Source organism: Streptomyces sp. NBC_00667, from assembly GCF_036226825.1.
Taxonomy (GTDB): domain Bacteria; phylum Actinomycetota; class Actinomycetes; order Streptomycetales; family Streptomycetaceae; genus Streptomyces.
This window is the reverse complement of sequence record NZ_CP109022.1, coordinates 318,471-341,883: the sequence shown is the minus strand read 5'-3', so window position 1 is coordinate 341,883 and position 23,413 is coordinate 318,471. Positions and strand designations below refer to the sequence as shown.

Below are 23,413 nucleotides of genomic sequence, written 5' to 3'. Positions count from 1 at the left end.
GGCCGGGTACGCGGCCTGCACGGCCCCAGACGGGAACCCGGATGCGGCCCAGGGCTCCTCGCGGGGTCCCCTATGCTCGCGAGACGGTCGGTAGGAACAGCTCATTTGGGGGGCGCGGAGCCGCATGGCTGACGAGATCAAGTACGAGTACAAGACCGTGCAGACAGTTCGCGGCACCGACAACTTGGTGATCTCGAAGATGCAGAAGGAGGACTGGGAGCTCGTGGAGCAGGCCCAGGGCAGGCTGCGCTCCACCCTCACCTTCCGTCGGCCGAAGAAGCCGCAGCCGTGGCTCCTGATCGGCGCGGTGGCCGCCGTCCTGGTGATCCTCGCCATCGTCATCGGCGTTGGCACTGCACTGAGTGACGGAGGCGGGAAGAAGGACGGGGCCGGCAAGCCGACGACCGCTGCGAGCGCGAAGCCTTCGTCTGCGACGACTCCGACTGCGGCCGAGTCGGCTGCCAGCGAGGTGATCACGCCTCAGAACGACCCGGAGTTCGCGGCGCTGCTGAAGGCGGACTCATGCGACGAGGCGAACTCGGGCTTCGCGACCAGACACAAGGGCCAGACGGTCGCGTTCGACGGCTCGATCGTCAATATGGCGCGCCACGGTGACTACGACACGCGCTACGACTTCCTCCTGGGCCCGGGCGACAAGGGGCCGAAGACGGAACTCGGGCCGGCCTTCAAGTACGAGGACGTCAACATCGGCGACCTGAAACTGACCGGCAAGGCGATCCCCGCCACCGTGGGCGCAGGCGATAAGTTCCGCTTCGTAGCCGAGGTGCGCGAATTCAACGCGGACCAGTGCCTCTTCTTCCTCGACCCCGTGTCGACAGAAACCCGGTAGTCAGGATGGGCAGCCGAGTCATCGCGGACCAGAGGGGCCGCCACATGCTGATCATCCCGGCTTTCGTGGGTCACTCGGCCTCCCGTAGACCTGCGCCGTGGGCGGCCTGCGGGCAGCGGGATCCCTGGACGGTCGGTTCGCGAGGCAGACGGACCCGTCGCCGGCTGATGCATCCTTGCCGGCCGGCTAACTCACGCGACCGCCGTCGGCAGTGATGCGAGACTCGCTCCCATGAAGCCCAATGATCCTAAAGACGACCTGCACCGCTACCTCAAAGCAGCTCGCGAAGCCGTCATGTGGAAGCTGGACGGATTGTCCGAATACGACATCCGCCGCCCCCTGACGCCGACTGGAACCAACCTCCTCGGCCTCGTCAAACACCTCGCCAGCGTCGAGCTCGGGTACTTCGGCCCGACCTTCGGCCGCCCCCACAACGAGGACCTCCCCTGGCACGAGGAGGGCGCCGAGCCGAACTCGGACATGTGGGCGCCCGCCGAGGAGTCGCGCGAGGATGTTCTCGGCCTCTACCGCCGCGCCTGGGCGCACGCGGACGCGACGATCGAGGCGCTACCGCTCGACGCGATGGGCCGCGTCGCGTGGTGGGGCGACAGCGGAGACGTGACGCTTCAGCGGATCATGCTGCACATGACGGCCGAGACGAACCGGCACGCCGGCCACGCCGACATCGTCCGAGAGCTGATCGACGGCAAGGTCGGTATGCGGGAGGACAACAGCAACATGGATGGCGGCGACGAGGCGTGGTACCAGGAGCACTGGAACCGACTGGAGGCGTCCGCCAAGGAGGCTCAGGCCAAGCAGCGCTGAGGTCGTTCGGGGAGGGGTGTGAGGCTGGGTTCCTCGGGTGCTGTCGAGACGGCCAGGGCGGTGACTTGTGCACGCGCCGTCGCTGCAGTCGCCCGCTGAAGGGCTAGCCTCGGCTCACCGGCCGGTCCGGCTCCGCCGCCCGCACGGGACCTGGCAGCCGAAGGAGTCTTTCCCATGACCACACGTCTCGACAGAAGCCGGCCCTATGCCGTCGCCCTGTTCCGCATCGTCACGGGGCTGTTGTTCGCCTCGCACGGTGCCGCTGCCCTCTTCGGTGTCCTCGGTGGCGCGCACGGTGGCGGCACGGTCGCGTTCGGGGTCTGGCCCGACTGGTATGCCGCAGTCATCGAGTTGGCCGCGGGGGGCTTGGTCCTGCTCGGTCTGGGCACCCGGGCGGCGGCTCTCCTTGCCTCCGGCTCGATGGCGTACGCCTACTTCACCGTCCACCAGCCTCACGCCCTGTGGCCGTTGCAGAACCACGGAGAGGCTTCCGTGATGTTCTGCTGGGCGTTTCTGCTTCTGGTGTTCACCGGACCGGGCGCTCTCGCACTGGACCGGCTGCCCGCCCTGCTTGCCGCGCGGCGCCTGCGCAGCCGTGGAGCCGTCCCCGCCGAGGCCGCTTCTTCCGGGTCACCCCACTGATCCAGGGGAGGTCGCGCCGGGTGGGGCGCGCCGCTGGAGGAACTGTCGTCAGAGTGATGCGTCAGCCCCTTGAGCGCGACCAAACACGCTCCCTAGCCGTAGGGGTTGAGTGCCCAGAAGCGGACGATGTCGCTGCGACGGTCGAACCACAGTTTGGTGGTGTAGCGGCTGCCGTCGCGGTCGAGCTCGTGCGACCGGATCCACTGGGGGTGGTCCGGCCCCTCGCCTTTGAGCGGCTTCTCGAACCACGAGTTGAAGTCATCGGCCGGCCCCTCGGAGACGAAGGCGTGGGCCGTCGTCAGCTCGGCAAGTTTTCCCGGTGCCAGCCGGGCGAGGCCCGAGAGCACCAGTTCCGGCGACGGTACGCCCCGATCGTTGTCCCGGCTGCTTACCCACTTGGCGTCGGTGAGCCGGCCCAGCAGCGGGAATGCCTGCTCCAGCGGCGTGGTGTCGGTGTGCCAGTCCCCCTCGGCCCCGTTCGCCACCTGACGCAGGGTCCACCAGGCGGGTAGGACCGCCAGCCCCGCCCCGATCCCGATCAGCTTCCGTCGCTCCAACGAGATCCCCCTCAGGCCTGACTTCGGAGGCACCTTATCCGGCTCGAGCACCCCACTTGGAGCACGTAGCGATCACAATCACCTACGCGCCCCAGGGGGCCGCAGTCACGCCCCCACAGGAGTGGGGCGAGGGCGACCGGCACTGCCCAGGGCAGAGCCGGCTCCGGCGGCGTCATTCGGATGAAGAAGGGGTGAGCTCGACACAGCACTCGCCGGGGCGGGGGGCGAGGACCGCCTGGACGGCGGTGGCCCGCAGCCCTTGCAGGTAGCCGCTCAGGTAGGCGTGGTTCATACCGCAGACCAGCTCCGGAGCCTTGGCGGCGAGCGGGTGGAAGGGGCAGTTGCGCAGCCTCAGCCGGGTGGGGCCCTCGCGTGCGGGCTCGAAGCCCTGCTGCTCCAGCATCCGTTCGCAGAAGGTCAGACCGCGCTCGGCACCGAGCCGGCCGGGGCGCGACAGCGCACGCTCCGCCTCGCCCAGCTCCCGTCCGCGTTCCCCGGCCGTGCGCATCGCGGCCTCGGCGGCGCTCTCCGAGTCCCCCTCGGTCAGGACGGCCTGCAGCAGCAGATCGGCCAGCAGCTCGTGGCGGCGGTCGGGGATGCTGACGCGGATCGGGGTGTCCGTGGGCTCGTAGACCTTCGGCTGTCGTCCGACCTTCCGGATGCCGCCCGGGCTCTCGTAGCGGGCGCGCAGCAATCCGGCGTCGACGAGCTTGTCGAGGTGGAAGGCGGCGAGCTTGCGCGATATGCCCACACTGGCGGCGGCCTCGTCGCGCGTGACAGGGCGGCGGGCGCGGCGGATGAACTCGAACATCCGCCGGCGCAACTCCTCGCCGAGGACGCTGAGCGAGGCGATGGCGGTGTCGTCTGCAGACGCCGGCTGAGTCATGTCGGAAGCCACACCCCCACGATAACGCCCACTTGTCTGGGCGCATCCCCTTCGCTTGCCTCGTCTTCCCCGCCACTTGACTCGCCTGCCGAATAACACCAAAATTTATTGGTGAAACAGGAAGGCTCGCCGCCCTGGCCCCACCGTTGCAGCACGCGGCGAAGCAGCAGGTCTGCGCGGTGCCTGTCGGCCCGTACGGGCGCGCGTTCCGTCCGGTGCCGTCACGGACCGGAACTGATCGTCAGGCCGTATGCGTACGTACGGCCTCCCCCAACACGTCTCTGGAGTTCTCATGGACATCGCCGCACTCCTCATGTGGGTGGTCACCGCGCTGGGTGGCTTCTCCATGCTCGGCGTCTGGATCAAGCGCGGCGGCCCGCAGGGTGGCAGCAGTAGCCGCCTGCCCGTCCCGGTGGTCTTCGGCCACTTCGGGCTGGCGGCGGCCGGCCTGGTGGTGTGGATCGTCTACGTGATCACCGACAAGGACGCGCTGGCGTGGACCGCGTTCGGCCTGCTCGTGCCCGTCGCGCTGCTCGGTTTCACCATGCTGGCCCGCTGGATCCCCGTCTACCAGGCCCGCGCCACCACGCCGGCAGCCGACCCGCAGGGGCGAGGTGCACCCGCCGAGCGCTACTTTCCGGTTCCCGTGGTCGCCGGACACGGCCTGTCGGCCGTGACCACTGTCGTCCTCGTCCTGCTCACCGCGCTCGGTATCGGAGGCAGCTGAGATGACCCAGCCCTCCACCCTCCCCGTGCAGGCGGGCGACGAAGACGCGCCGATACCCCACCCGCCCACCGTGCGGGTGGCCCGCCAGGCGGCGGGTGCGGACCTGGCCGCGGCGGAAGTCGCCGCCGCGGACTTCCTGCGGGCACTCGGCATCAGCACCGCCTCCGAGAGCCTGAAAGGCACCCCCGGCCGGATGGCCCGCGCGTACGCCGAGCTGTTCACCCCCCGCCCCTTCGATCTGACCACCTTCCCCAACGACGAGGGCTACGACGAACTGGTCCTGGCCCGCAGCATCCCCCTGCGGTCGGTGTGCGAGCACCACTTGCTTCCGTTCGTCGGCACCGCCCACATCGGCTACCTCCCCGGCCACCGCATCCTCGGCCTGTCGAAACTCGCCCGCGTCCTGGAACACTTCGCCTGCCGCCCCCAGGTCCAAGAACGCCTCACCAAGCAGGTCGCCGACTGGCTCCAGACGCAACTGGACCCCAAAGGCGTCGGCGTCGTCATCCAGGCGGAACACACCTGCATGACCCTGCGCGGCGTCCAGGCCACCGGCACCACCACCATGACCTCCACCCTCCTCGGCCTCCTGCGCACCGACGCCCGCTCCAGGGCCGAGTTCCTGACCCTGACCGGACTGCGGGGCTGAACCCACCGGGTGGCACCGGCCTGCCACTGGTCAGCGGGCGGTCAGTGCTGCGACGAGCCGGACGAACTCGGTGCGCTGCCGGCCGGTCAGAGAGGCGTACAACGGCATCTGCATCTCGTCGGTGAGCCGCTCTGCCCGTTGCCACTGGAGGATCAGGGCGGTGTCGACGGGCTGCGGGTCCTGCCAGCCGTAGTGGGCTGCTTCCTCGACACCCAGGTTGATGACCATGGCCGCTTGGGCGCTGAGCCCGCACGCGCGTACGGCGGCCAGGTGGCAGGCGCCCCGATGTTCCCGCAGCACGTGGATGCGCTGCATGGCCGCGCCGACCGGGTCGCCGCCGGGGCAGGGCTGTGCGCGCCAGCCGGCGAACAGCGGCAGCGCGTCGGGGTCGGCGGTACCGATCAGCCGTTGTGCCAGGTGGTTGAAGTGCTCCACGTCGACATCGGCAGGGATGTGCGCCCGCCCCCACGCGCGGACAGCCTGCGCGTAGCAGGCTGCGGCTTCTTCCGCCGGCATGACGAGCCGCCCCTCCATCCAGCCCGTGGTCACGAGTCGCGGGCCGAGGAAGCCCTGTGCCGCCTGGACCACGCCGGCCGGTGCCTCACCGAGTACTCCGAAGCGTCCTCGGCAGTAGAAGCCGCGGCCTGCGGCGAAACCGGCACGCAGACCGATCTCGGCGGTCGCCGCGTCGGACATGAACTCGTCGCCGAAGTCGTGGATGGGGCGGGCGACGGCGGCTATGCACTGGGAGATCTCCATGGACTGATGGTCGCCACCTTTATTCAGTAGATCAAGAAGCGGTTTCCTGGTCTGACCCTTTAGGTAATCTATTGATTCATGCTCGATGTCCGCCGCTTGCACATGCTCAAGACCGTCGCCGCCCGCGGCTCCATCACCGCCGCCGCCCGCTCCTTGGCGCTGACCGCCGGTGCCGTGTCCCAGCAGCTGGCCGCCTTGAGGAACGACGTGGGAGTCGACCTGCTGCGCCCCGACGGGCGAACGGTCGCGCTGACGGAGGCCGGCCGAGTCCTCCTCGAACACGCCGACCGGATCCTCTCCGCCGTGGAGGAGGCGGAAAGCGCCATCGCCGCGGTCAGGGGCACGGTCGGCGCCACCGCCACGCTCGCCGCGCTGCCCTCCACCGTCGCCCGGATCGTGGCCCCCGCCCTCGCCTCGCTCGGTACGTGCCATCCGCAGCTCACCGTGACCTGCTTCCTCACCGACCAGGCACAATTGCGGGAACTGGTGCTCGGCACCGTTGATGTGGTGTTGGGGCAGCGCTATCACCACCTGCCCGACGCGACCCCCAAGGGGATCGACGTCTCCCCCCTGCTCGACGATCCACTGCTCGTCGTCACCGCAGCCGACCAAGGGGACGCCCGGCCCGTCATCCTGCGGGAACTGGCCGCGCACGATCTCGCGCTACCACCGCCGACCACGGATTGCGGACAAGCCATCCTGCAAGGGTGCCGACAGGCCGGCTTCACGCCCACACCCCGCTACGTCACCGCCGACATCGCCGCCCAGATCACCCTCGCACGGGCGGGCCTCGCCACCGTGCTCGTCCCCCGTACGGCCATCGACCCGGCCACACCCGGAATCCGTACGACCCCCCTCGCGGACCACCCGATCCAACGCGTCCTGTTCGCCGCCACCCGTCACACCGAGAACGCGAACCCGACCACCACCGCCGTCGTCACAGCGCTGCGCGCAGCCTCCCGGGACGGGCAACCGGCCTCCCCGCCGCCACGCGAGGAGTGACGTGTCGCCCCGAGGCCGCGAGCGGGACCACACGGGTAGGGTGCGCGGCGGCCAGGTCGAGGAGTTCGTCGGCCGCGCCCGCGCCAGTGCCGCGCTGCGCGTGGGCCTCGCCCGGCGGGGCGCTGTGCACGGACGGCCGGCAGTTCGTGGGAGGTGACGGTCTCCCGTTCAGCTGGTGCGGTTCGGCGGTCCGTGGCGGGGATACGGGAGATCATGGTCGCGGACCGGTCGAGGAAGACACGGGGTTAGGGGAAACACGGTGGGGTTCCACGCGTCCGCGCTGGACGGAGTCGCTCGCAATCCGGTGCTGCCGACCCCGCTGCTGCTGCGCCTGCTCACCTTCGACGGGGACGGTGGCCGTCCGCCCCGTGAGGCCCTCCGGCGGGCCGGACTCCCCGAGCCGGCCGTCAAGGTGATCCTGGCCCACCCGAACCCGGGCGCCCGGATCGACTTCGCCATGAGCGTCAGGGCGGAGCCTGCCCAGCGGGCCCGGCTCGTTGACGATCCTTCTCCCGAGGTGCGGGCTGCCCTTGCGTACGGACCCGAGTGGGACGACCCGCGCACGAAGGTCGCGCCGCTCCCGGACGCCGTGTGCGCCCGCCTGCTCGACGACCCCGCCCCTCCTGTCCGGACGGCACTGCTGAACTCCCCCCATTTGGCGCCGTCGTTCGTGGCCTCGATGGCTACTCACCACAGTTCGGCAGCGCGCCGGGAAGCCGTGCGTGCGTGGGAGATCCTGCCGCCGGGCGAGCGGTCGGCCCTGCTCGCCGACCCCGACTCCGAGGTGCGGCGGGCCGCCGCGCTGGGGGAGTGCCGTCGGGACGCACTCCTCACCGCCGAACTCCTGCGCGATCCGAAGTCCGCCGCCGAAGCGCTGCGCCGAGGTCTCCTGCTGCGCCCCGACGCCGAGCGGTGCGTCACCGGGCGGACGCACCTGGCAGCCCTCGCCGAGAACCCGTCGCTGCCCGCCGACCTCGTGGAGCGGCTCGCCGTCGACGCCGACGAGGCCGTACGGCTCGTGGTCTCCCTCAGACCCGAGCTGGATGAGATGCGGCGCATGGCGATCGACTTCACGGTCGGGGACTTCGACAGGGGCGACGGCGTGCAGTGGGTACGGGACGGGCTCGATGACCCCGAAGTGCTGGGTCGGGCCGCGGCCTCCGCCCACCCGCTGCTCCGGCGCGCCGCCGCCCGCAGCCCCCACCTGGCACTCGACCTGCTGCGCCTCCTCGCACGCGTGGAGGACCCGGTGGTGGAGAACCTCTTGGGCATTCATCATCCCGACACCCCGGAGGAGGTGCTCATGCGTGTGTACGCGAGGCTCGGCGGGACGTTCTCCGCCTGGATGGCGGAGACGCACCCCCGCTTTCCCCGTGAGGGCCTCGCCGCCCGCTACGCGGACCACCCGGACGGGAACTACCGTCGGCTGGCCGTCCGGGACCCGGCCGCCACACCCGCGCTGATCGAACGGCTCAGCCATGACCCCGCGGTCTGGACGCGCCAGGCGGCGGCCGGCGACCCGCGCCTCCCGCTCCACCGGCTCCGCGAGGCGCTCCAAATCCCCGAACTGGCCTCCAGCGCGGGCGCCAACCCGGCGCTCCCCGAGGACGAGATGACCGCCGTCCTGGACCGGGCCGGTGTTCCTGCCTGACCGCCGAGGAGCAGCCGCGGCGCTTTCCGTCCCGATCTCCCTCCGCCGCTGGGCTGCAGGGCAGCGGTGAGCGAGTATGAGCGCATGCTGCTGCCCCACACCCATGCGAAGGCCGAGCTGATCGAGGTCGTCCGTATCACCGACCCCGCCAGGCACCTGACTTCAAAGGATCTCTCCGGTGACACCGTCGAGATCTGGGAGGGCCTGGAAGCCCAGCGGGCTTTGGAGCTGATCGCGGATCTCCCGAGGGGCGAGTGGCATCGGTGCTTCCTCCCGGGCTGGGGAGTCAGGGCACACAGCTCCACTGATCAACTTTTCGAGATCGCTTTCTGTTTCCGCTGTCGGGGTACCCGCGTCTGGGGGCCGGACCTCTCTCGTGAAGAGCAGGGACAAGCCTTCGATGCCGAGAGTCCGGCCGGTCTTGAACTCCTGCGTCGCTTCCGAGAATGCCTGCCGCACTGACCGGTGATCTCTCGCGTGGCGGGGAAGGCCACGGCCCCATGGCCGGGTGCTGTCACCTGCTGTTGTCGCGTTCGGGTCCGGGGTGGGTGGGGGAGCGGAAAGTGCGGCGGTAGGTGTCCGGGGGGACGCCGATGGTCCGGTGGAAATGCCGGCGCAGGGTGGTGGAGGTGCCCATGCCGGTGGCAGTGGCGATGGTGTCGATCGTGTCGTCGGTGGTTTCGAGGAGTTCCTGGGCGTGGCGGATGCGTTGGGTGTGGAGCCACTGGAGCGGGGTGGTGCCGGTGAGTGATTTGAAGTGGCGGCCCAGGTGGCGCGAGCTCATCCGTGCCTGCCGGGCCAGGTCTTCCACGGTGAGCGGCTCGTCCAGACGTTGGAGGACCCAGGGGAAGAGCTCGGCGAGGGGATGGTTGCCGGGGCCGGGAAGCGGGGTGGAGATGAACTGGGCCTGCCCGCCGTCGCGGTGTGGTGGAACGACCAACCGACGGGCGATCTTGTTGGCGTTCGCCGAGCCGTGGTCGAGGCGGACGAGGTGCAGGCACAGGTCCATGGCGGCGGCCTTGCCGGCGGAGGTGAGCACGTCGCCGTTGTCGACGTAGAGGACGTCCGGGTCCACCGTGACGTCGGGATGGCGTCGGGCGAGTTCCCCGGTGTGCGCCCAGTGCGTGGTGGCGCGTTTGCCGTTCAGCAGGCCGGCGGCGGCCAGGACGAACGCCCCTGTGCACAGCGATACGACGCGTGCGCCCGCCGCGTGGGCCGCGCGCACCGCGTCGACGAGTTCCACGGGCGGGTCCACATCCGTGTCGGCCCAGCCGGGAACGATCACGGTGTCGACGTGCGGAAGGTGGTCGAGTCCGTGGTCCATTTCCAAGCGGTAGCGGTCGATCCGCACGGCGCCCGGTCCGCAGAGGGAGAAGTCGTACCAGGGGTCCACGATGTGGGTCAGGTCCGACCCGAACACCTCGATGGCCAGGGACAGTTCGAAATGCAGCATGCCGTCGGTGACGGCCAGTGCGACGGTATGCATGTCCGAAAGTGTATGACGCATGTCGTTCCAGACGCTCGTGAGTGGCGCTGTTCGGCGACAGGATGTTCACAACGGATCACGGCGGAGCAACCGCGGATCGGCGAGTACGGAGAGCAACTCATGGGGTCTGACCGGCAGGTGGCGGTTTTCGGCGCGTACGGGCACACCGGACGGTTCGTCGTGGCGGAACTGCTCGAGCGCGGGTACACCCCTGTGCTGAGCGGCCGTGACGCGGACAAGCTGAAGGCTCTGGCGCACGAGGCCGGCCTGGAGGCCCGTGTGGCATCGGCCGACGACCCGGGCGCACTCGACCGCGCCCTGGCCGGTACGTCGGCCGTGATCAACTGCGCCGGGCCGTTCGCCTCCACGACGGCCCCCGTCGTCGAGGCCGCCTTGCGGGCCCGGATTCCGTACCTGGACGTCGCGGCCGAGATCGAGGCCAACCTCGACACCTTCGCGCACTTCGCCGACCGGGCGCGCGAAGCGGGAGCGCTCATCGTCCCGGCGATGGCCTTCTTCGGTGGTCTGGGCGACCTGCTGGCCACAGCGGCGATGGGCGACTGGACCGAGGCCGACTCGGCTCACGTCGCCTACGCACTGAGCCACTGGCACCCCACCGCCGGCACCCGCCTGTCCGGCGCGGTCTCCCGGGAGCGGCGCGGCGACTACCGCCTCCGCTACACCGGCGGCCAGTGGGAGCGCCGCACCGATGCCCCGCCCGCCCTGGAATGGTCCTTCCCCGCGCCGATGGGATCGCGTGAGGTGATCGGGGAGTTCACCATGGCCGACGTGGTGACCATTCCCAGCCATCTGTCCATCCCGGACGTGACCACGTACATGACCGCCGAGGCGGCCCGCGACGTCGTATCGCCCGACACGCCCGCGCCTGCCGCGAGCGACGAGAGCGGCCGGTCCGACCAGACCTTCCTCATCGACGCCGTCGTCCGATCGGGGGACACCGAACGACGTGCTGTCGCACGCGGGCAGGACATCTACGCCGTGACCGCGCCCCTCGTGGTGGAAGCCCTCGCCCGCGTCCTCGACGGCCGCACCCACGCGGTCGGCGTCGCCTCCGCGGGCCAGATGTTCGACGCCGCCGACTTCCTGCGCGCGCTGTCCCCGCACATCACCCTGGAACTGCGTCCGTAAGGATCGTGGTAGCGGACAGCCCATGACAGCCACTCCCCGAAGGAACCCCGCCATGCCGTACTTCGAGTCCGCCACCGACCGCACCCGCCTCCACTTCGTCGACTACGGCCCCTCGGACGGACCCGTCATCGTCTTCGTCAACGGCTCGTACTTCGGTACCGAGATGTGGGAGTACCAGATGCTGCCGCTGGCGGCCGAAGGCTTCCGCTGCGTGGGCTTCGACCGCAGGGGACACGGCAGGTCCGAAGACGTCTGGGGCGGCTTCGACCTCGACACCCTCGCCGGGGATCTTGGCTCACTCCTCGATCACCTGGACCTGCGCGAAGTCACCCTGGTCGGGCATTCGTTCGGCGCGGTCGAAGTGGTCCGGTACCTGACCCTGCGCGGCAGCGACCGCGTGGCGCGCGTGGCCCTCGTCGGCGCGATCGCCCCGGGCCCGGCCCGCTCCGCCGACCACCCGCAGGGACTGGACCCGGAGGTGATCCGCGGATTCAACGCAACCTTCCGCCAGGACCGGGCCACGTTCTTCGCCGACGGAGCCGACGCGTTCTTCGCCCGTCACCTGCCCGGCCCGCAGGTGTCGGACGCGTACGTGGCGTACATGGTCGACCGCTGCCACGGGGCAACGGCGCGGGCCGCCAACGCCCTGGGGGACATCCTGCCGACCCTGAACCTCGTCCCGGAACTGGTGAAGATCCGCTGCCCGGCCCTCGTCATCCACGGATCGGACGACGCCTCCGCACCCCTGGCCCTCACGGGCCGCCACACGGCGGACCTGATCCCCGGGGCGGAGCTGCACGTGTACGAGTACGCGGGCCACGGCCTGTTCGCAACCCACGCGGACCGCCTCAACGACGACCTGCGCGCCTTCGCTTCCACCCGCGCCTGACAGCCGAGCCCACGACTGAGGAGTGCGGGTACTTCCGCCCCACCTTGCCGCCGAGACACTCACCTGGACGGCGTCCGCCGAAGGACCGCCACCCAGACACCCCGACCCGAGGAATCCCTGCCGCCATGACCGTCCAGCCCACCCGCGCCGCCCTGACCATCGACGGCCGCACCCTGTCCTACCTCGACTTCGGCGGAGCCGGCCGCCCCCTGGTGAGCCTGCACGGCCACCTCTCCGAGGGGGCGTCCTTCACCGCCCTCGCTGCCGCCCTCGGGCCCGAGTGGCGGGTGATCAGCCCCGATCAGCGCGGCCACGGCGACTCGGACCGCGCCCCCGACTACACCCGCGCCGGCTACGTCGCCGACCTCCTCGCCCTCGTCGACCACCTCGGCATTGACCGCGCGGTCTTCCTGGGGCACTCCCTCGGCGCGTTCAACGCCGTCCACCTGGCCGCCGAACGCCCAGAACTGGTCGAGGCCCTGATCAGCGTCGACACCGCCGTCGACCTCCCCGACCACGGCACGAGCCCCCTTGCCTTCGTCCTCGACTTCCCTTACACCGCGGCCACCCGTGAGGAACTGGCCGCCGCCTGCGGACCTCTGGCCGCCGTCCTCGGCCCCGTGCTGCGCCCGCTGCCCGGCGGCTCCGGCTGGCGGCTGCCGTTCCACCCGCAGGACACCGTCGACTCCGAGAACCTCGTCCACGGCGACCACTGGAAGCAGTGGCTCGCCACCGACTGCCCGGCGCTCCTGATCCACGGGCTGCGCAGTCAGGTCCTGCCCGTCGAGCAGGCCCAGGCCATGTGCTCCAGACGACCCGGCACGATCTACCGCCCCCTGGACACCGACCACTTCGTCCAGCAGGCCGACCCCGAGGGCTTCGCCACCGCGGTCCGGGACTTCCTCGCGAGCATCTGAACCAACGAGGGCCTCGCACACGTTGGCTTCAACATGTACATGCCTAGCCGGCTTGCAGAGCGGCGAGGAGCCGCGTTCGCAGTAGCTGTACGGCTGGGGAGTGCCGGCCCCGGCGGGTGATGAGTCCGAGCCGGGCGTGCGTGGCGGCGTCGGTGAGCGGGACGGTCCGCAGGCCGGTGCCCCGTGTGGAGGACGCGCTGAGAACGGCGGCGCCGGCACCGCGCTCGGCGAGGCGGAGCAGGGTGACCGGGGAACTGGCGTCGATGTCCACGCGTGGGTCGAGGCCGACCTTGCGGCAGGAATCCTCGTAGGCGGCGCGAATGCCGGTGCCCGGGGAGAGGCAGAGGATCTTCTCACCCCGGAGGTCGGAGAGGCGCAGTTCCGTACGGTCGAGAGCGTGCCCGGCCGGGACGACGGTGGTGATCGGCTCGTCGATGACGATGCCCACCTCCAGCCCTGGGACGACGTCACCCGCGTAGCCGATGAGGGCCAGGTCGAGAGAGCCGGAGAGGACTTTGGCCTGGAGGTCGTCGGAGTAGCCCTCGTGAAGGCTGAGCTCGATGCCGGCGTGGGAGCGTCCGAGGTCGGCGACGGTGTCGAGGAAAGCCGGGATCGAGCAGCCCATGATCATGCCGAGACGGACCCGGCCGCGGACGGCATCGGCGAACTCGGCGGCGGTGTGCTGGATGGTCTCGAGAGTGGCGAGGGCGCTCTTCGCAAGAGGGAGAACGGCCTCGCCGGCCGGGGTGAGGCGGACTTGACGGCCGGAGCGGTCGAGCAGTTGCTGACCCAGTTCCGCCTCCAGCTTGGCCACTTGGGTGCTGATACCGGACTGGCTGACGTGCAGGCGATGGGCGGCGGCGGTGAAAGTGCCCTCGTCGATGACCGCGGCGAAGTAGCGCAGCTGGTGTACCTCCATATCCAGAGATGATAGATGTCATCTGATCCATGTGTTGGACGGATGGATCGCGGTGGTTGGAGGATGGAGGCATGACCACGACGAAGACTGCACGAGAGCTTGCCGAGACCTACTTCACCGCCTGGGAGGAGGGCGACTTCGAGGCCTTGCGAGGGTTGTTGGCCGAGGACGTCGACTTCGTCGGAGCGCTGGGAACGGCGTCGGGGGTGGAGGAGGCGCTCGCCGGTTTGAAGGGGCTCGGTCAGGTCCTGGAAAAGATCGACGTGAAGGTGCGGGTGGCGGACGGCGATGAAGTGATCACCTGGTTCGACCTGCACACGAGCGTTGCGCCGCCCACACCGACGGCGAACTGGATGCATGTGGAGGACGGGAAGGTCACCCGGATCCGGGTGACCTTCGACCCCCGCGGACTGCTGGCGGGATTCGAGAGGCACAACTGAACGGGGACGACTCGGGCACCACGTTGATCAAAAACCATTGCGCGCCCCCGTCGCCGCATCAGGCCGTGTTCGCCCTGCCGGCTCGCCGCGCCGAGGTACGCGCACGGCTGCTTCCGGGTGATCGCACACGCAAGCGCGCGTGGCGGAGACGTCGTCTCACGGCGGACGGGCCATGCTTCCGATCCTGTACGCCGGTCCGGCCGTACGAAACGCGCGTAGGGGAGTCCCGTGTCGAGCGAAGAGAACAAGAGGTTGGTTCGCCGCTTCTACGCGGAGATCGACAAGGGCAACGTGGAGGCCATGGACGCACTCGTGGCCGAGGACTACCAGGACCACTCGCCCCCTCCGTTCCCCGGGTTCGGGTCCGGTCGCGAGGGGCTCAAGCAGGCGTTCCGTCTCTTCTGGGAGGCCACTCCCGGGACACATGAGATCGAAGACCAGATCGCGGAAGGCGACAAGGTGGTGACCCGGATGACGGCCCGTGGAGTTCACGAGAAGGACCTTCCCGGCATCCCCGCCACCGGGAACCAGCTCACGATGACGGCGACGGTGATTCACCGCATCGAAAACGGCAGGCTTGCGGAGAAGTGGTCGGACAAGGACCTCCTCGGCTTCCTCCAGCAGCTCGGCGTCATTCCCACGCACGGCGGTACGCCGGAATAACCCGGGCGCCACCACGACCTGGCAGCCCGGGCGAGCCATGTGCGCCGGGCGGCACGAAACAGGGTCCGTCGGCGGCCATGGAGTGTCGGCCCAGCGGTGGAAGGAACGGCCCGCCCCACAGGCGACCCCGCGCGCCCGTCCTCAGTCCTCCGGCCACGTTCCGAGAGCGCGGGCGAGTTGGTCACTCTGCTCCCGGGTGATGCCCTGGGCCAGTCCCGTTCCGCACCGCGGGCTTCCCGGTTCGTCGCAGTAGAGGATGCCGGTGAAGGGTGCCTGGCTGCCGGAGAGCGGTGAGGGGGCCGGCAGCGTCCATCCGGCCGGCTCCCACAGCGGATGGTCCACCAGGAGGGCCCCGACCGCTTTCCGGGCCTCCTCCGCCGGGGCTCCCGTCCAGACCAGTGCGCCGTGGAGTACCTCGGCCGCGTCCGCGGGGAGGTCTTCGTCGCCCAGGGCGGGCAGCAGGAGCAGCAGCCGGGCGTTCGGGTCCTGCACTCCGGGGGCGGCCGGATCGGGGGTGCGGGCGATATGGATCAGTTCCCGCCAGGACAGGCCGGGGCCGGCCTGGTGCCCGTCCAGGGTGGCCAGGTACCCGTCGCGGCCCCAGGACGGATGGGTGATGAGGTACTCCGTCCCCGCGTCCTCCGCCAGGTTGCGCGCCAACACGACCGCGCAGTGGCCGCCGCCGAACGGAACCCGGAAGGCCGGCCACCGTTCCTCGTCCGACAGGGACTCGTAGGCGGAGTCGGTGTCGGCCTCGTCCGCACCGAACCACGAAGGCTCGGGTTCGTCGCCGTCCTCCGTCGAGCACAACCACATCAGGTAGGCGGCCCAGAACCCCGGCAGGGAGAGCAACTCCTCCCCGGGCACGACCGGGTCGGTCTCATATCCACGGATCATCACCAGGCCAGACTGCCAGCCGCCTCGGACATCCCCAGGCCGGCCCCTGCGTCACGAGGACATGCAACCCAGGCGCTCCCGTGTCTCGGCCACATCACGCATCGAGGGCCTTGCCCTGAGCCCCAGGGGCACGATGCGTGCGTCTCGGAGGCACGTGTCACACGTCGCGATGCCGGACGACGACCACCGCGAGGGCGACCGCTGCCAGCGGCCAGAGGGCGTACACGACCCAGGAGCCGGGGAGCGTGGCGGTGTAGCCCAGGGATCCGGGGTCGGGCTCCCAGGTCTCGACCAGGCGGGTCCAGGCGGCCGACACCATCATGTGTCTGGCATCGGCCGACCAGCGGTTGCTCTCCGAGAACATGGTGGGCAGCATCAGCAAGGCGAATACGCTGGTGAGCACGGTCCCGGCGGTATGCCGGAGCAGAACGCCGAGGCCCAGACCGACGAGGGCGCACACCGGAGCCAGCAACGCGGATGCCACCAGCGGCCGGAAGACATCGGGGTGGGTGATCGGAACGCCGGCAGCGCGCCCGTTCAGGATGGCCTGGGAGACCAGGAAGGATCCGATGGAGGCGGCCGTGCCGACCGCGGTCCACAGCACGGCGGTGACGACCGCCTTGGCCAGCACCACCGCGCCACGGTCGGGTACGGCCACGGTGGTCGTGCGGATCATCCCGCTGCCGTATTCGCTCACGACGGTGAGGGCGCCCATGCTCCCGGCGACGAGGATCAGCGTCATGTACCCGGTCGCCGGATAGGCGTCGTAGGCCAGGAAGCCGGCGGGTTCGGAGCCCGCGGCCTTGTCCGCCAAGGTGGCCACGGCGGCGGAACCGGTGACGAACAGGATGGTGAGCGCGAGGGTCCACGGGGTGGAGCGCAGGGACCGCATCTTGATCCACTCAGAGGCGAGCAGGTCACGGAAGCGGGCGGGCGGCTCGGCGAGGGACGCGGCCGCAGTGCTCGCGAGGGCGGAGGCGGGTGTGGTCATCGGGGCTGTCCTGCCTGGTATTCGACGCTGTCGGCGGTGAGTTTCATGAAGGCCTCCTCCAACGAGGCGGTTCGGGTGGTCAGCTCGTTCAGCAGGATCCCGTTCTCGAGGGCGAGCGCGGCGATCCGGTCCGCCGGCAGTCCGGTCACGGCGAGTTTCTCGGCGCCCGCCGATCCCTCCGGCTCGACCGACGCGCCCGCAGCGCTCAGTACTGCGGTCAGCTCGGCTGCCTCCCGCGTGCCGACCACCACGCCGAGGCCGGTGCTGCGGGCCGCGAAGTCCCGTACCGACTCGGCGGCGATGAGCCGGCCCCGGCCGATGACGACGAGCTGGTCGGCGGTGTTCTCCATCTCCGACATGAGGTGGCTGGAGAGGAAGACCGTGCGGCCCTCCGCCGCGAGGCGGCGGAAGAGGCGGCGCATCCAGAGCACCCCTTCCGGGTCCATGCCGTTGACCGGCTCGTCGAACATCAGCACCGGCGGGTCGCCGAGCAGGGCGGTGGCGACTCCCAGCCGCTGCTTCATGCCGAGCGAGTAGCCGCCGATGCGGCGGGTCGCCGCCTCGGCCAGGCCCACTTGGTGCAGCACCTCGTCCACCCGGCGGGGGGAGATCCCGTTGCTGCGGGCCAGGGCGGACAAGTGGGCCGTGCCGGTGCGTCCGCCGTGGACCTGGCCCGCGTCGAGGAGGGCGCCGACGTGCCGCAGGCCGCGAGGGTGGCTGTGGAAGGGGACTCCGCTGACGGTGGCGGCGCCGCCGGTGGGCGACTCCAGGCCGAGGATCATCCGCAGGGTGGTGGACTTGCCGGCTCCGTTGGGGCCGAGGAAGCCGGTGACCTGGCCCGGCCGCACGATGAAGGACAACTGGTCGACGGCGGTCTTGCCGCCGTAGCGCTTGGTGAGTTCATTGACTTCGATCACGTGGACAACCCTGCCGGGAGGGTCCCGTCCGGTCATGGGGCCGTGGGCGGCAATCGTGCGGCCGGGTTCGCCCGTGGGCGTACGCCCACGGGCCGATGCCGCGGGGTCGGTGGCTGGATAACCTCGCGGGATGAACGGCATATCGACCACCCCGTCGCCCGCGCGCGTCGCACAGCACGACGCGGGCACACGGCCGCGGGACGGCACAGCGCCTCGAAACGGCACACCGTCGATGACGAGAGCGAAGGTCATGGCCTGGGTGGGAGGCGTCCTCTACGTCCTCGCGGTGGGTCTGCTCATAGGAGGTGGGCCGCGGGCTTCGGGCACGGTCCACGGCATCGGGGCACTGCTGGCGGCGTGCCTGCTCGTCGGAATCCTACGGAGCAGGCCCATTCTGGCCCTGTCCATGGTGCTCCTCGGATCCATCGCCGTGGTCGTGGGCCCCCCGAGCTCCGCCCGGGTGGACCTGTCGGCTTCGTACCAGGGCCAGTTCCTGCCCTGTCTGGCGGTGGACCTCGCCCTGGCCTTCATCGTCGCCACCCGCCCGCGGCGGGCTTCGACCGTCGCTGTGGCTACGTCCCTCGTCGTCCAAGTCCTGCTCGTCGGCGGCTTCGCGCACGGCGAGGGCATGACAGTCAACCTCGTGATCGCCCTTCTGGCGATGGCCGCGGCCTGCACGGTCGGCCTCCTGAGCCGCGAGCGCCGCGAGCACGCGGTGGAACTGCGCGCGCAGGAGGTGGCTGAGGCCGTGGTCGCCGAACGGCTGGGGATCGCAAGGGAGTTGCACGACATGGTCGCGCACAGCATCGGCATCATCGCCATCCAGGCCGGGGTGGGGAGCCGGGTCATTCAGACCCAACCCGAGGAGGCCCGCGAGGCCCTGCGAGCCATCGAAGCCACCAGCAGAGAGACCTTGTCGGGCCTTCGGCGAACGCTGGTCGCACTCCGTCAAGCTGACCCGGACGCGGCGGCTTCGGGTCGGGCACCGCTCACGCCTTCGCCCGGTCTGGCCGACATCGAACGGCTGGCGACGGCGACGACGGACGCCGGCGTACGTGTGGACGTACGCCGCGGCGGGGAACAGCGCCCGCTGCCGGCCGACATCGACCTGTCGGCCTACCGTATCGTCCAGGAGGCTCTGACCAATGTGGTCCGCCACGCGGGCACCGGACACTGCCGCGTGAGCATCGAATTCGGGGACGGGGAACTATTCGTGGAAATCGTCGACGACGGGCGCGGTGCCACCGAGGGCGGCCCGACCCACGGCTTCGGCATCGTGGGCATGCGCGAGCGGGTCGCCTTGCTGCACGGCCGCCTCAGCGCCGGGCCGCGTCCCGAGGGCGGCTTCCGGGTGGCGGCGCGGCTGCCCTTGCCCGAGCCCACCGGAGTTGCGGTAGGGGCCCGATGACGGCCGCTCCCGTACGCGTCCTGCTGGCCGACGACCAGCCCCTGGTGCGGTCCGGCCTGCGCGTGATCATGGCTGACCAACCCGACCTGGAGGTCGTGGGCGAAGCGGCCACCGGCGCCGAGGCGGTCCAACTGGTCGGGGACGTACACCCCGACGTCGTGGTGATGGACATCCGGATGCCCGGCATGGACGGGATCGAGGCCACTCGACTCATCACCGCCGGTCCGGCGGCCGCCCGCGTCCTCATCCTGACCACCTTCGACGAGGACGACCACGTCTACGGCGCGCTCCGCGCCGGAGCGAGCGGCTTCATGGTCAAGGACATGGCGCTCGACGACATCCTCACGGCGATCCGCGTGGTCGCCGCCGGCGACGCGCTGATCGCCCCGGGTGTCACGCGCCGCCTGATCGCCGAGTTCGCCGGGCGCCCCGAAGCACCTCCGGCACGCTCTCCGCGGCAGCTCGAGGGCATCACGGAGCGGGAACGGGAAGTCCTCACCCTGGTCGGGCGGGGCCGGTCGAACACGGAGATCGCGGAGGACCTCTTCATCACGGTGGCCACCGCCAAGTCCCACGTGTCGCGCCTGCTCACCAAATTGGGTGCCCGGGACCGGGTCCAGCTCGTGATCACCGCCTATGAGAGGGGACTCGTCACGCTGCCCGGCTGAGCGCGTCCGACACCCGCACCGATCATCGGTCCGCTCCTCACACAGCCCCACCGCCGACCGCTCACGACGTTGCCGGGGCTCCGGCAGCCGGGGCCATCACACCGGGATGCATGCCGGCTCCCCCTGCGGAGTGCGCGGGTCGGGCATCGCCGCCCGGACGGACAGGTTCAGACCGAGCCGGCTGGACTGTCCAGCCCCAATCCAGTCAGGGCTGCCGCGACTGGCTTGGTCGTCGGCATGCGATGAGCATGACACGTCGGTGGCGCTGCCATAAATCGGCATCGCGTTGAGGCCAGTCGATACACGGGGTCTACGTCGTCACGTGCAATGTCCTCGTCAGGACGACGGCACTGGTGGCGAAGTCCCCCATGATGGGGGGCCCGCAGCGGTTGCAGTCGGTGACCGGCTGAGAGACGACTCGGGCGCTGCACATCACCACAACGCGACCGACCACACCGGTCACGATGATGTTGTCGCATATGCCAAAAGAATGTGCCCAACAGGTGGCTTTCCCGGATCAGACCGGCGTGCTGCGGCAAGGTTTCGAACCAGTCATGTATCCCTTGGGCGTCACGGCGATGGAAGGCGGGAGACGATGGTCGGGCGCAGGGAATTCCTCATGGCCGGTGGAGCTCTGGGGGGTGCGGCCATGCTTTCCACGGGGTGCTCTTCGAGCACAGGCGGATCGTCGGCAGATCACGGGACGCGCCACGGGGGTCACGGCATGGGCACTGCGGACGCCCCGGTGCCGCAGACCCCTCCCCTGGAGAAGTACGTGGACCCGCTGCCCAGGCCGATGACGGCCGTCCCGGATGTTTCCGCCTACCCGGGCGCCGACTACTACGAGCTCACGATGCGGCAAGGCACGTGGCGCTTCCACCGCGATCTCGGGCCGGCAACCGTGTGGGGTTACTGGGCCACGAACCCGCACGATCCTCACAAGCCGATCGGCATGGGCTATCTGGGGCCGACCTTCAACGTGACCAAGGACCGGCCGACGGTCATCAAGTATCGCAACCACCTGCCGACCACCCATCTGTTCCAGTCCGTGATCGACACCATTCGCAAGGCGGACCCCGAGCTCGCCCCGATTGCACCGCCTCCCTACAAGACCAAACCGCCATTTCCGCAGAACGTCAACGTGTGGAACGTCGTACACCAGCACGGCGGTTTCACAGCACCACAGTCCGACGGCATGCCGCTGCACTCGTTCAGCCCCGACGGAATCCACGCCGAGTCCTATACCACTTTGAACCCGAGCCGGGTCAAACGCAACGAAGCGATCTGCGCCTATACCAACCAGGACCGTTCGTGCATGCTCTGGTACCACGATCACGGCATGGGGATGACCAGCCTCAACGTGTACGCGGGCCTCGCCGGTCTCTATCGTGTGGGTGACCCCGCCGATGAGGGGCTCGGCCTGCCGCGAGGGGAATTCGAAGTCCCACTCATCCTGCAAGACCGGACCTTCAACCGGGACGGATCGCTCGCCTATACGATGGCTCAGCGGGAAGGGGAGGACACCCCGGTCGTCAACGGGAAGGCGTATCCCTTCCTCGCCGTCGAACCGCGACGCTACCGGCTGCGCATTCTCAACGGTTCGAACGAGCGCTTCTGGCGACTGAGGTTCGACGTTCCCAGGGACGTACTGCCTCAGCCCACGTTGCCGTTCTGGCTGATCGGCACCGACGGCGGCTTTCGCACTCCATTGCAGATGCTGAACTTCCTGATCGGGTCAGCCGAGCGGTACGACCTGATCGTTGACTTCGGTCAAATGCCAATGGGCACGAAGATCACATTGAGCAACTACCACGCGCCGGTCCACTACCCCGGTATGCCGGGCCTCGGACCGCAAATCTCGGAAATCATGCAATTCCGGGTCACGAAACCGTTGTCCGGAGGGTCGGACAAGACGACTCCGCCCAAGGACCTCAAACTGCCGGTAGCCGTGCCCATCGTGCCGAAACCGAACACCCGTCGGCGGGAATGGGTCGTGTACCAGCACAAGCTCTTCAGCACCATGACGTTCAACGCGGTGCCGTTCATGGAACCGTCCGAAGACTTCATCAAGGCGGGCTCGTCAGAGATCTGGGAGTACGTCAATCCCAACCATGACGCCCACCCGATGCATGTCCATCTCGTCAACTTCCAGGTCGTGAACAGGCAGCCGATCGATGCAGCCGGCTACCAGGCGGCTTACGAAAAGTGGATCGACGGTGGCCGCAAGCGGGAGGACAGGCCGGTATTGGCCAAATATTTCACCGGCCCACCGATTCCGCCGGACCCGGACGAAGCGCAATCCGACAAGGACACGGTCAAAGCGTATCCGGAGACGGTGACCAGGATCATCAGTCAAGAATTCAGCCCGCCGACGAATCCGATCGCGTCGATTCCGGGCAGCGGAACCGCATTCCCAGCGACGTACGTCCACCACTGCCACCTTCTTGAACACGAGGACGACGACCTGATGCGTCCGTGGACGATCGTGGGCCCTGGTGATCACAGCGGAGACCCCAGCGGCGACCACGGCGGCGACCACGGCGGCGACCACGGCGCTGACGACGACGAAGGCGACGACCTCTGAGGGATCGATCGACCCGCCTGTGCTGGTCCGTTCCCAACGGCCGACAGGTGCCGGAACAGCATTCGTGCCACCACTCGAAATCCGTGCTAGAGCGATGATTCCTCCTGCTGCAGGAGAGGCCCATGAGCGAACCCAGCCCGCGTGAGACCCCGACGCCGGCATCCGCGGCAGCAGGCGATGACACTCCCGCCCCTGGTGTCATCGGCATCGGACTCGCCGTTGTGCTGACGTTCGCGCTCGCCCAGGGCTCGTGGCAGTGGTTCGCCACGTTCATCGGAGTGACGCTCCTCGCGGTGATGCTCGCCTTCCAGCACCGGGCGGAGTGGACGCCGGGCATCCGTTCGGCATACCTGCGCGGCCTGGTCGCCTACGCGCTGGTCGTAGGCCTGTGCGTGGCGCTCGCTCTCGCCCCCCTTCTACAGCGTCAGGCCTGGCTGTTTCCGATGCCGGGCACGCGTCGTGAGTGCGAGCTGCTGGGCAGGTACCAGGCCCTCCAGGCGGAGGCCGCGCTCGGCAACATGACCGGCACTGACGGCGCGGCCCTGGCGCTCGCACAGGAAGTCCAAGCCGGTAAGGCTGTTGCCGAGTGCCTCGCGGCCACGACGACCCTGTGGCTGCCTCTCTACGGTGTGGGAGTGGCAGTGCTGGTGGGCACCGGTGCCTGGTTCCGCGATCGGGCCCGGCACCGCACGGGTCGGGTCGGCTAGCGGCGCCTGGACACGGCGCGGGTTCTGGTCGGCAACGGCGTGATCACATGCAGCAACGCCGATCACCGGAGCCGGCAGCCGGTGGTGCGGCCTGCGTTCCCCCGCGACCAGGTGGGCAGGTACGCCCCGTGATGAGCGACGGCGCCGTGCAGGATCTTCGGGTACGCCGCATGTCGGGCCGCCTGCTCTGGGGGATCATTGTGGCCGCTCGGCCTGTACATGCCCTCGGT

Annotated in this window: 25 protein-coding genes; 17 read left to right on the top strand and 8 right to left on the bottom strand. The window is 69.6% G+C overall.

Features of this window, described 5'->3' with window-relative positions; genetic code table 11:
* Positions 1–124: 124 nt before the first annotated feature.
* From OHA81_RS01610 to OHA81_RS01600, 3 genes are all read left to right on the top strand, one after another.
* Complete coding sequence (locus OHA81_RS01610) at positions 125–850, top strand: DUF4839 domain-containing protein (RefSeq protein ID WP_329191969.1); 726 nt, start codon at positions 125–127, stop codon at positions 848–850.
* A 231-nt stretch (positions 851–1,081) separates the two neighbouring features.
* Positions 1,082–1,675, top strand: a complete 594-nt coding sequence (locus OHA81_RS01605; RefSeq protein ID WP_329191968.1) for a DinB family protein — start codon at positions 1,082–1,084, stop codon at positions 1,673–1,675.
* Between the two features lie 174 nt (positions 1,676–1,849).
* On the top strand, positions 1,850–2,317 hold the full coding sequence (locus OHA81_RS01600) for a DoxX family protein (protein WP_329191966.1): 468 nt from the start codon (positions 1,850–1,852) through the stop codon (positions 2,315–2,317).
* Positions 2,318–2,409: 92 nt separating this feature from the next.
* Here OHA81_RS01600 and OHA81_RS01595 read toward each other — a convergent pair whose 3' ends face one another.
* Together OHA81_RS01595 and OHA81_RS01590 are read right to left on the bottom strand one after the other, a co-directional pair.
* On the bottom strand, positions 2,410–2,874 hold the full coding sequence (locus tag OHA81_RS01595; RefSeq protein WP_329191964.1) for a hypothetical protein: 465 nt from the start codon (positions 2,872–2,874) through the stop codon (positions 2,410–2,412).
* A 172-nt stretch (positions 2,875–3,046) separates the two neighbouring features.
* Positions 3,047–3,772 carry a helix-turn-helix transcriptional regulator gene (locus OHA81_RS01590; RefSeq protein WP_329191963.1) on the bottom strand — a complete coding sequence of 242 codons (726 nt, stop codon included), beginning with the start codon at positions 3,770–3,772 and terminating at the stop codon, positions 3,047–3,049.
* Positions 3,773–4,052: 280 nt separating this feature from the next.
* Between OHA81_RS01590 and OHA81_RS01585 the strand changes: the two genes are divergently transcribed.
* Both OHA81_RS01585 and folE read left to right on the top strand, forming a co-directional pair.
* Entirely contained in the window at positions 4,053–4,487 is a 435-nt protein-coding gene (locus tag OHA81_RS01585; protein WP_329191961.1) for a hypothetical protein, read from the top strand.
* Between the two features lies 1 nt (position 4,488).
* Positions 4,489–5,136: a GTP cyclohydrolase I FolE gene (folE, locus tag OHA81_RS01580; protein WP_329191959.1), complete on the top strand. Its 648-nt coding sequence runs from the start codon at positions 4,489–4,491 to the stop codon at positions 5,134–5,136.
* Positions 5,137–5,166: 30 nt separating this feature from the next.
* Here folE and OHA81_RS01575 read toward each other — a convergent pair whose 3' ends face one another.
* Positions 5,167–5,895 (bottom strand): SCO6745 family protein, encoded by a 729-nt coding sequence (locus OHA81_RS01575; protein WP_329191957.1) that lies wholly within the window; start codon positions 5,893–5,895, stop codon positions 5,167–5,169.
* Between the two features lie 78 nt (positions 5,896–5,973).
* On the opposite strand from OHA81_RS01575, the gene OHA81_RS01570 reads away from it, so the two are divergent.
* The 3 genes from OHA81_RS01570 (at position 5,974) to OHA81_RS01560 (ending at position 9,010) form a co-directional block, all read left to right on the top strand.
* On the top strand, positions 5,974–6,897 hold the full coding sequence (locus OHA81_RS01570; protein WP_329191955.1) for a LysR family transcriptional regulator: 924 nt from the start codon (positions 5,974–5,976) through the stop codon (positions 6,895–6,897).
* Between the two features lie 259 nt (positions 6,898–7,156).
* Positions 7,157–8,548 carry a Mucin-2 gene (locus tag OHA81_RS01565; protein ID WP_329191953.1) on the top strand — a complete coding sequence of 464 codons (1,392 nt, stop codon included), beginning with the start codon at positions 7,157–7,159 and terminating at the stop codon, positions 8,546–8,548.
* Positions 8,549–8,632: 84 nt separating this feature from the next.
* Positions 8,633–9,010: a hypothetical protein gene (locus tag OHA81_RS01560; protein ID WP_329191951.1), complete on the top strand. Its 378-nt coding sequence runs from the start codon at positions 8,633–8,635 to the stop codon at positions 9,008–9,010.
* 52 nt (positions 9,011–9,062) lie between these two features.
* On the opposite strand, the gene OHA81_RS01555 is transcribed toward OHA81_RS01560, so the two are convergent.
* A complete protein-coding gene (locus OHA81_RS01555) occupies positions 9,063–10,034 on the bottom strand; it encodes a helix-turn-helix domain-containing protein (RefSeq protein ID WP_329191949.1) in 972 nt (323 codons plus the stop codon).
* Positions 10,035–10,154: 120 nt separating this feature from the next.
* On the opposite strand from OHA81_RS01555, the gene OHA81_RS01550 reads away from it, so the two are divergent.
* The 3 genes from OHA81_RS01550 (at position 10,155) to OHA81_RS01540 (ending at position 12,989) form a co-directional block, all read left to right on the top strand.
* Positions 10,155–11,183 carry a saccharopine dehydrogenase family protein gene (locus OHA81_RS01550; protein WP_329191947.1) on the top strand — a complete coding sequence of 343 codons (1,029 nt, stop codon included), beginning with the start codon at positions 10,155–10,157 and terminating at the stop codon, positions 11,181–11,183.
* 52 nt (positions 11,184–11,235) lie between these two features.
* Entirely contained in the window at positions 11,236–12,072 is an 837-nt protein-coding gene (locus OHA81_RS01545; protein ID WP_329191945.1) for an alpha/beta fold hydrolase, read from the top strand.
* Positions 12,073–12,197: 125 nt separating this feature from the next.
* Positions 12,198–12,989 (top strand): alpha/beta fold hydrolase, encoded by a 792-nt coding sequence (locus OHA81_RS01540; RefSeq protein WP_329191943.1) that lies wholly within the window; start codon positions 12,198–12,200, stop codon positions 12,987–12,989.
* A 43-nt stretch (positions 12,990–13,032) separates the two neighbouring features.
* On the opposite strand, the gene OHA81_RS01535 is transcribed toward OHA81_RS01540, so the two are convergent.
* Positions 13,033–13,908, bottom strand: a complete 876-nt coding sequence (locus tag OHA81_RS01535) for a LysR family transcriptional regulator (RefSeq protein ID WP_329191942.1) — start codon at positions 13,906–13,908, stop codon at positions 13,033–13,035.
* 71 nt (positions 13,909–13,979) lie between these two features.
* On the opposite strand from OHA81_RS01535, the gene OHA81_RS01530 reads away from it, so the two are divergent.
* Positions 13,980–14,348, top strand: coding sequence for a nuclear transport factor 2 family protein (locus OHA81_RS01530; protein ID WP_329191940.1), 369 nt, complete (start codon positions 13,980–13,982; stop codon positions 14,346–14,348).
* A gap of 228 nt (positions 14,349–14,576) precedes the next feature.
* A complete protein-coding gene (locus OHA81_RS01525) occupies positions 14,577–15,011 on the top strand; it encodes an ester cyclase (protein WP_329191937.1) in 435 nt (144 codons plus the stop codon).
* 141 nt (positions 15,012–15,152) lie between these two features.
* Here the strand turns inward: OHA81_RS01525 and OHA81_RS01520 are convergent, their stop codons facing one another.
* The 3 genes from OHA81_RS01520 to OHA81_RS01510 form a co-directional block, all read right to left on the bottom strand.
* Positions 15,153–15,908: a hypothetical protein gene (locus tag OHA81_RS01520; protein WP_329191935.1), complete on the bottom strand. Its 756-nt coding sequence runs from the start codon at positions 15,906–15,908 to the stop codon at positions 15,153–15,155.
* A gap of 157 nt (positions 15,909–16,065) precedes the next feature.
* Complete coding sequence (locus tag OHA81_RS01515) at positions 16,066–16,899, bottom strand: ABC transporter permease (RefSeq protein WP_329191933.1); 834 nt, start codon at positions 16,897–16,899, stop codon at positions 16,066–16,068.
* Positions 16,896–17,816 (bottom strand): ABC transporter ATP-binding protein, encoded by a 921-nt coding sequence (locus OHA81_RS01510; RefSeq protein WP_329191931.1) that lies wholly within the window; start codon positions 17,814–17,816, stop codon positions 16,896–16,898. The genes OHA81_RS01515 and OHA81_RS01510 overlap by 4 nt, the downstream gene beginning before the upstream one ends.
* Positions 17,817–18,048: 232 nt before the next feature.
* Between OHA81_RS01510 and OHA81_RS01505 the strand changes: the two genes are divergently transcribed.
* From OHA81_RS01505 to OHA81_RS01490, 4 genes are all read left to right on the top strand, one after another.
* Complete coding sequence (locus tag OHA81_RS01505) at positions 18,049–19,224, top strand: sensor histidine kinase (RefSeq protein WP_329191929.1); 1,176 nt, start codon at positions 18,049–18,051, stop codon at positions 19,222–19,224.
* Positions 19,221–19,892 (top strand): response regulator transcription factor, encoded by a 672-nt coding sequence (locus OHA81_RS01500; RefSeq protein ID WP_329191927.1) that lies wholly within the window; start codon positions 19,221–19,223, stop codon positions 19,890–19,892. Before OHA81_RS01505 ends, OHA81_RS01500 begins: the two co-directional genes overlap by 4 nt.
* Positions 19,893–20,616: 724 nt before the next feature.
* A complete protein-coding gene (locus OHA81_RS01495) occupies positions 20,617–22,476 on the top strand; it encodes a multicopper oxidase family protein (protein ID WP_329191925.1) in 1,860 nt (619 codons plus the stop codon).
* A 122-nt stretch (positions 22,477–22,598) separates the two neighbouring features.
* Positions 22,599–23,183 (top strand): hypothetical protein, encoded by a 585-nt coding sequence (locus OHA81_RS01490; RefSeq protein ID WP_329191923.1) that lies wholly within the window; start codon positions 22,599–22,601, stop codon positions 23,181–23,183.
* Positions 23,184–23,413 lie beyond the last annotated feature (230 nt).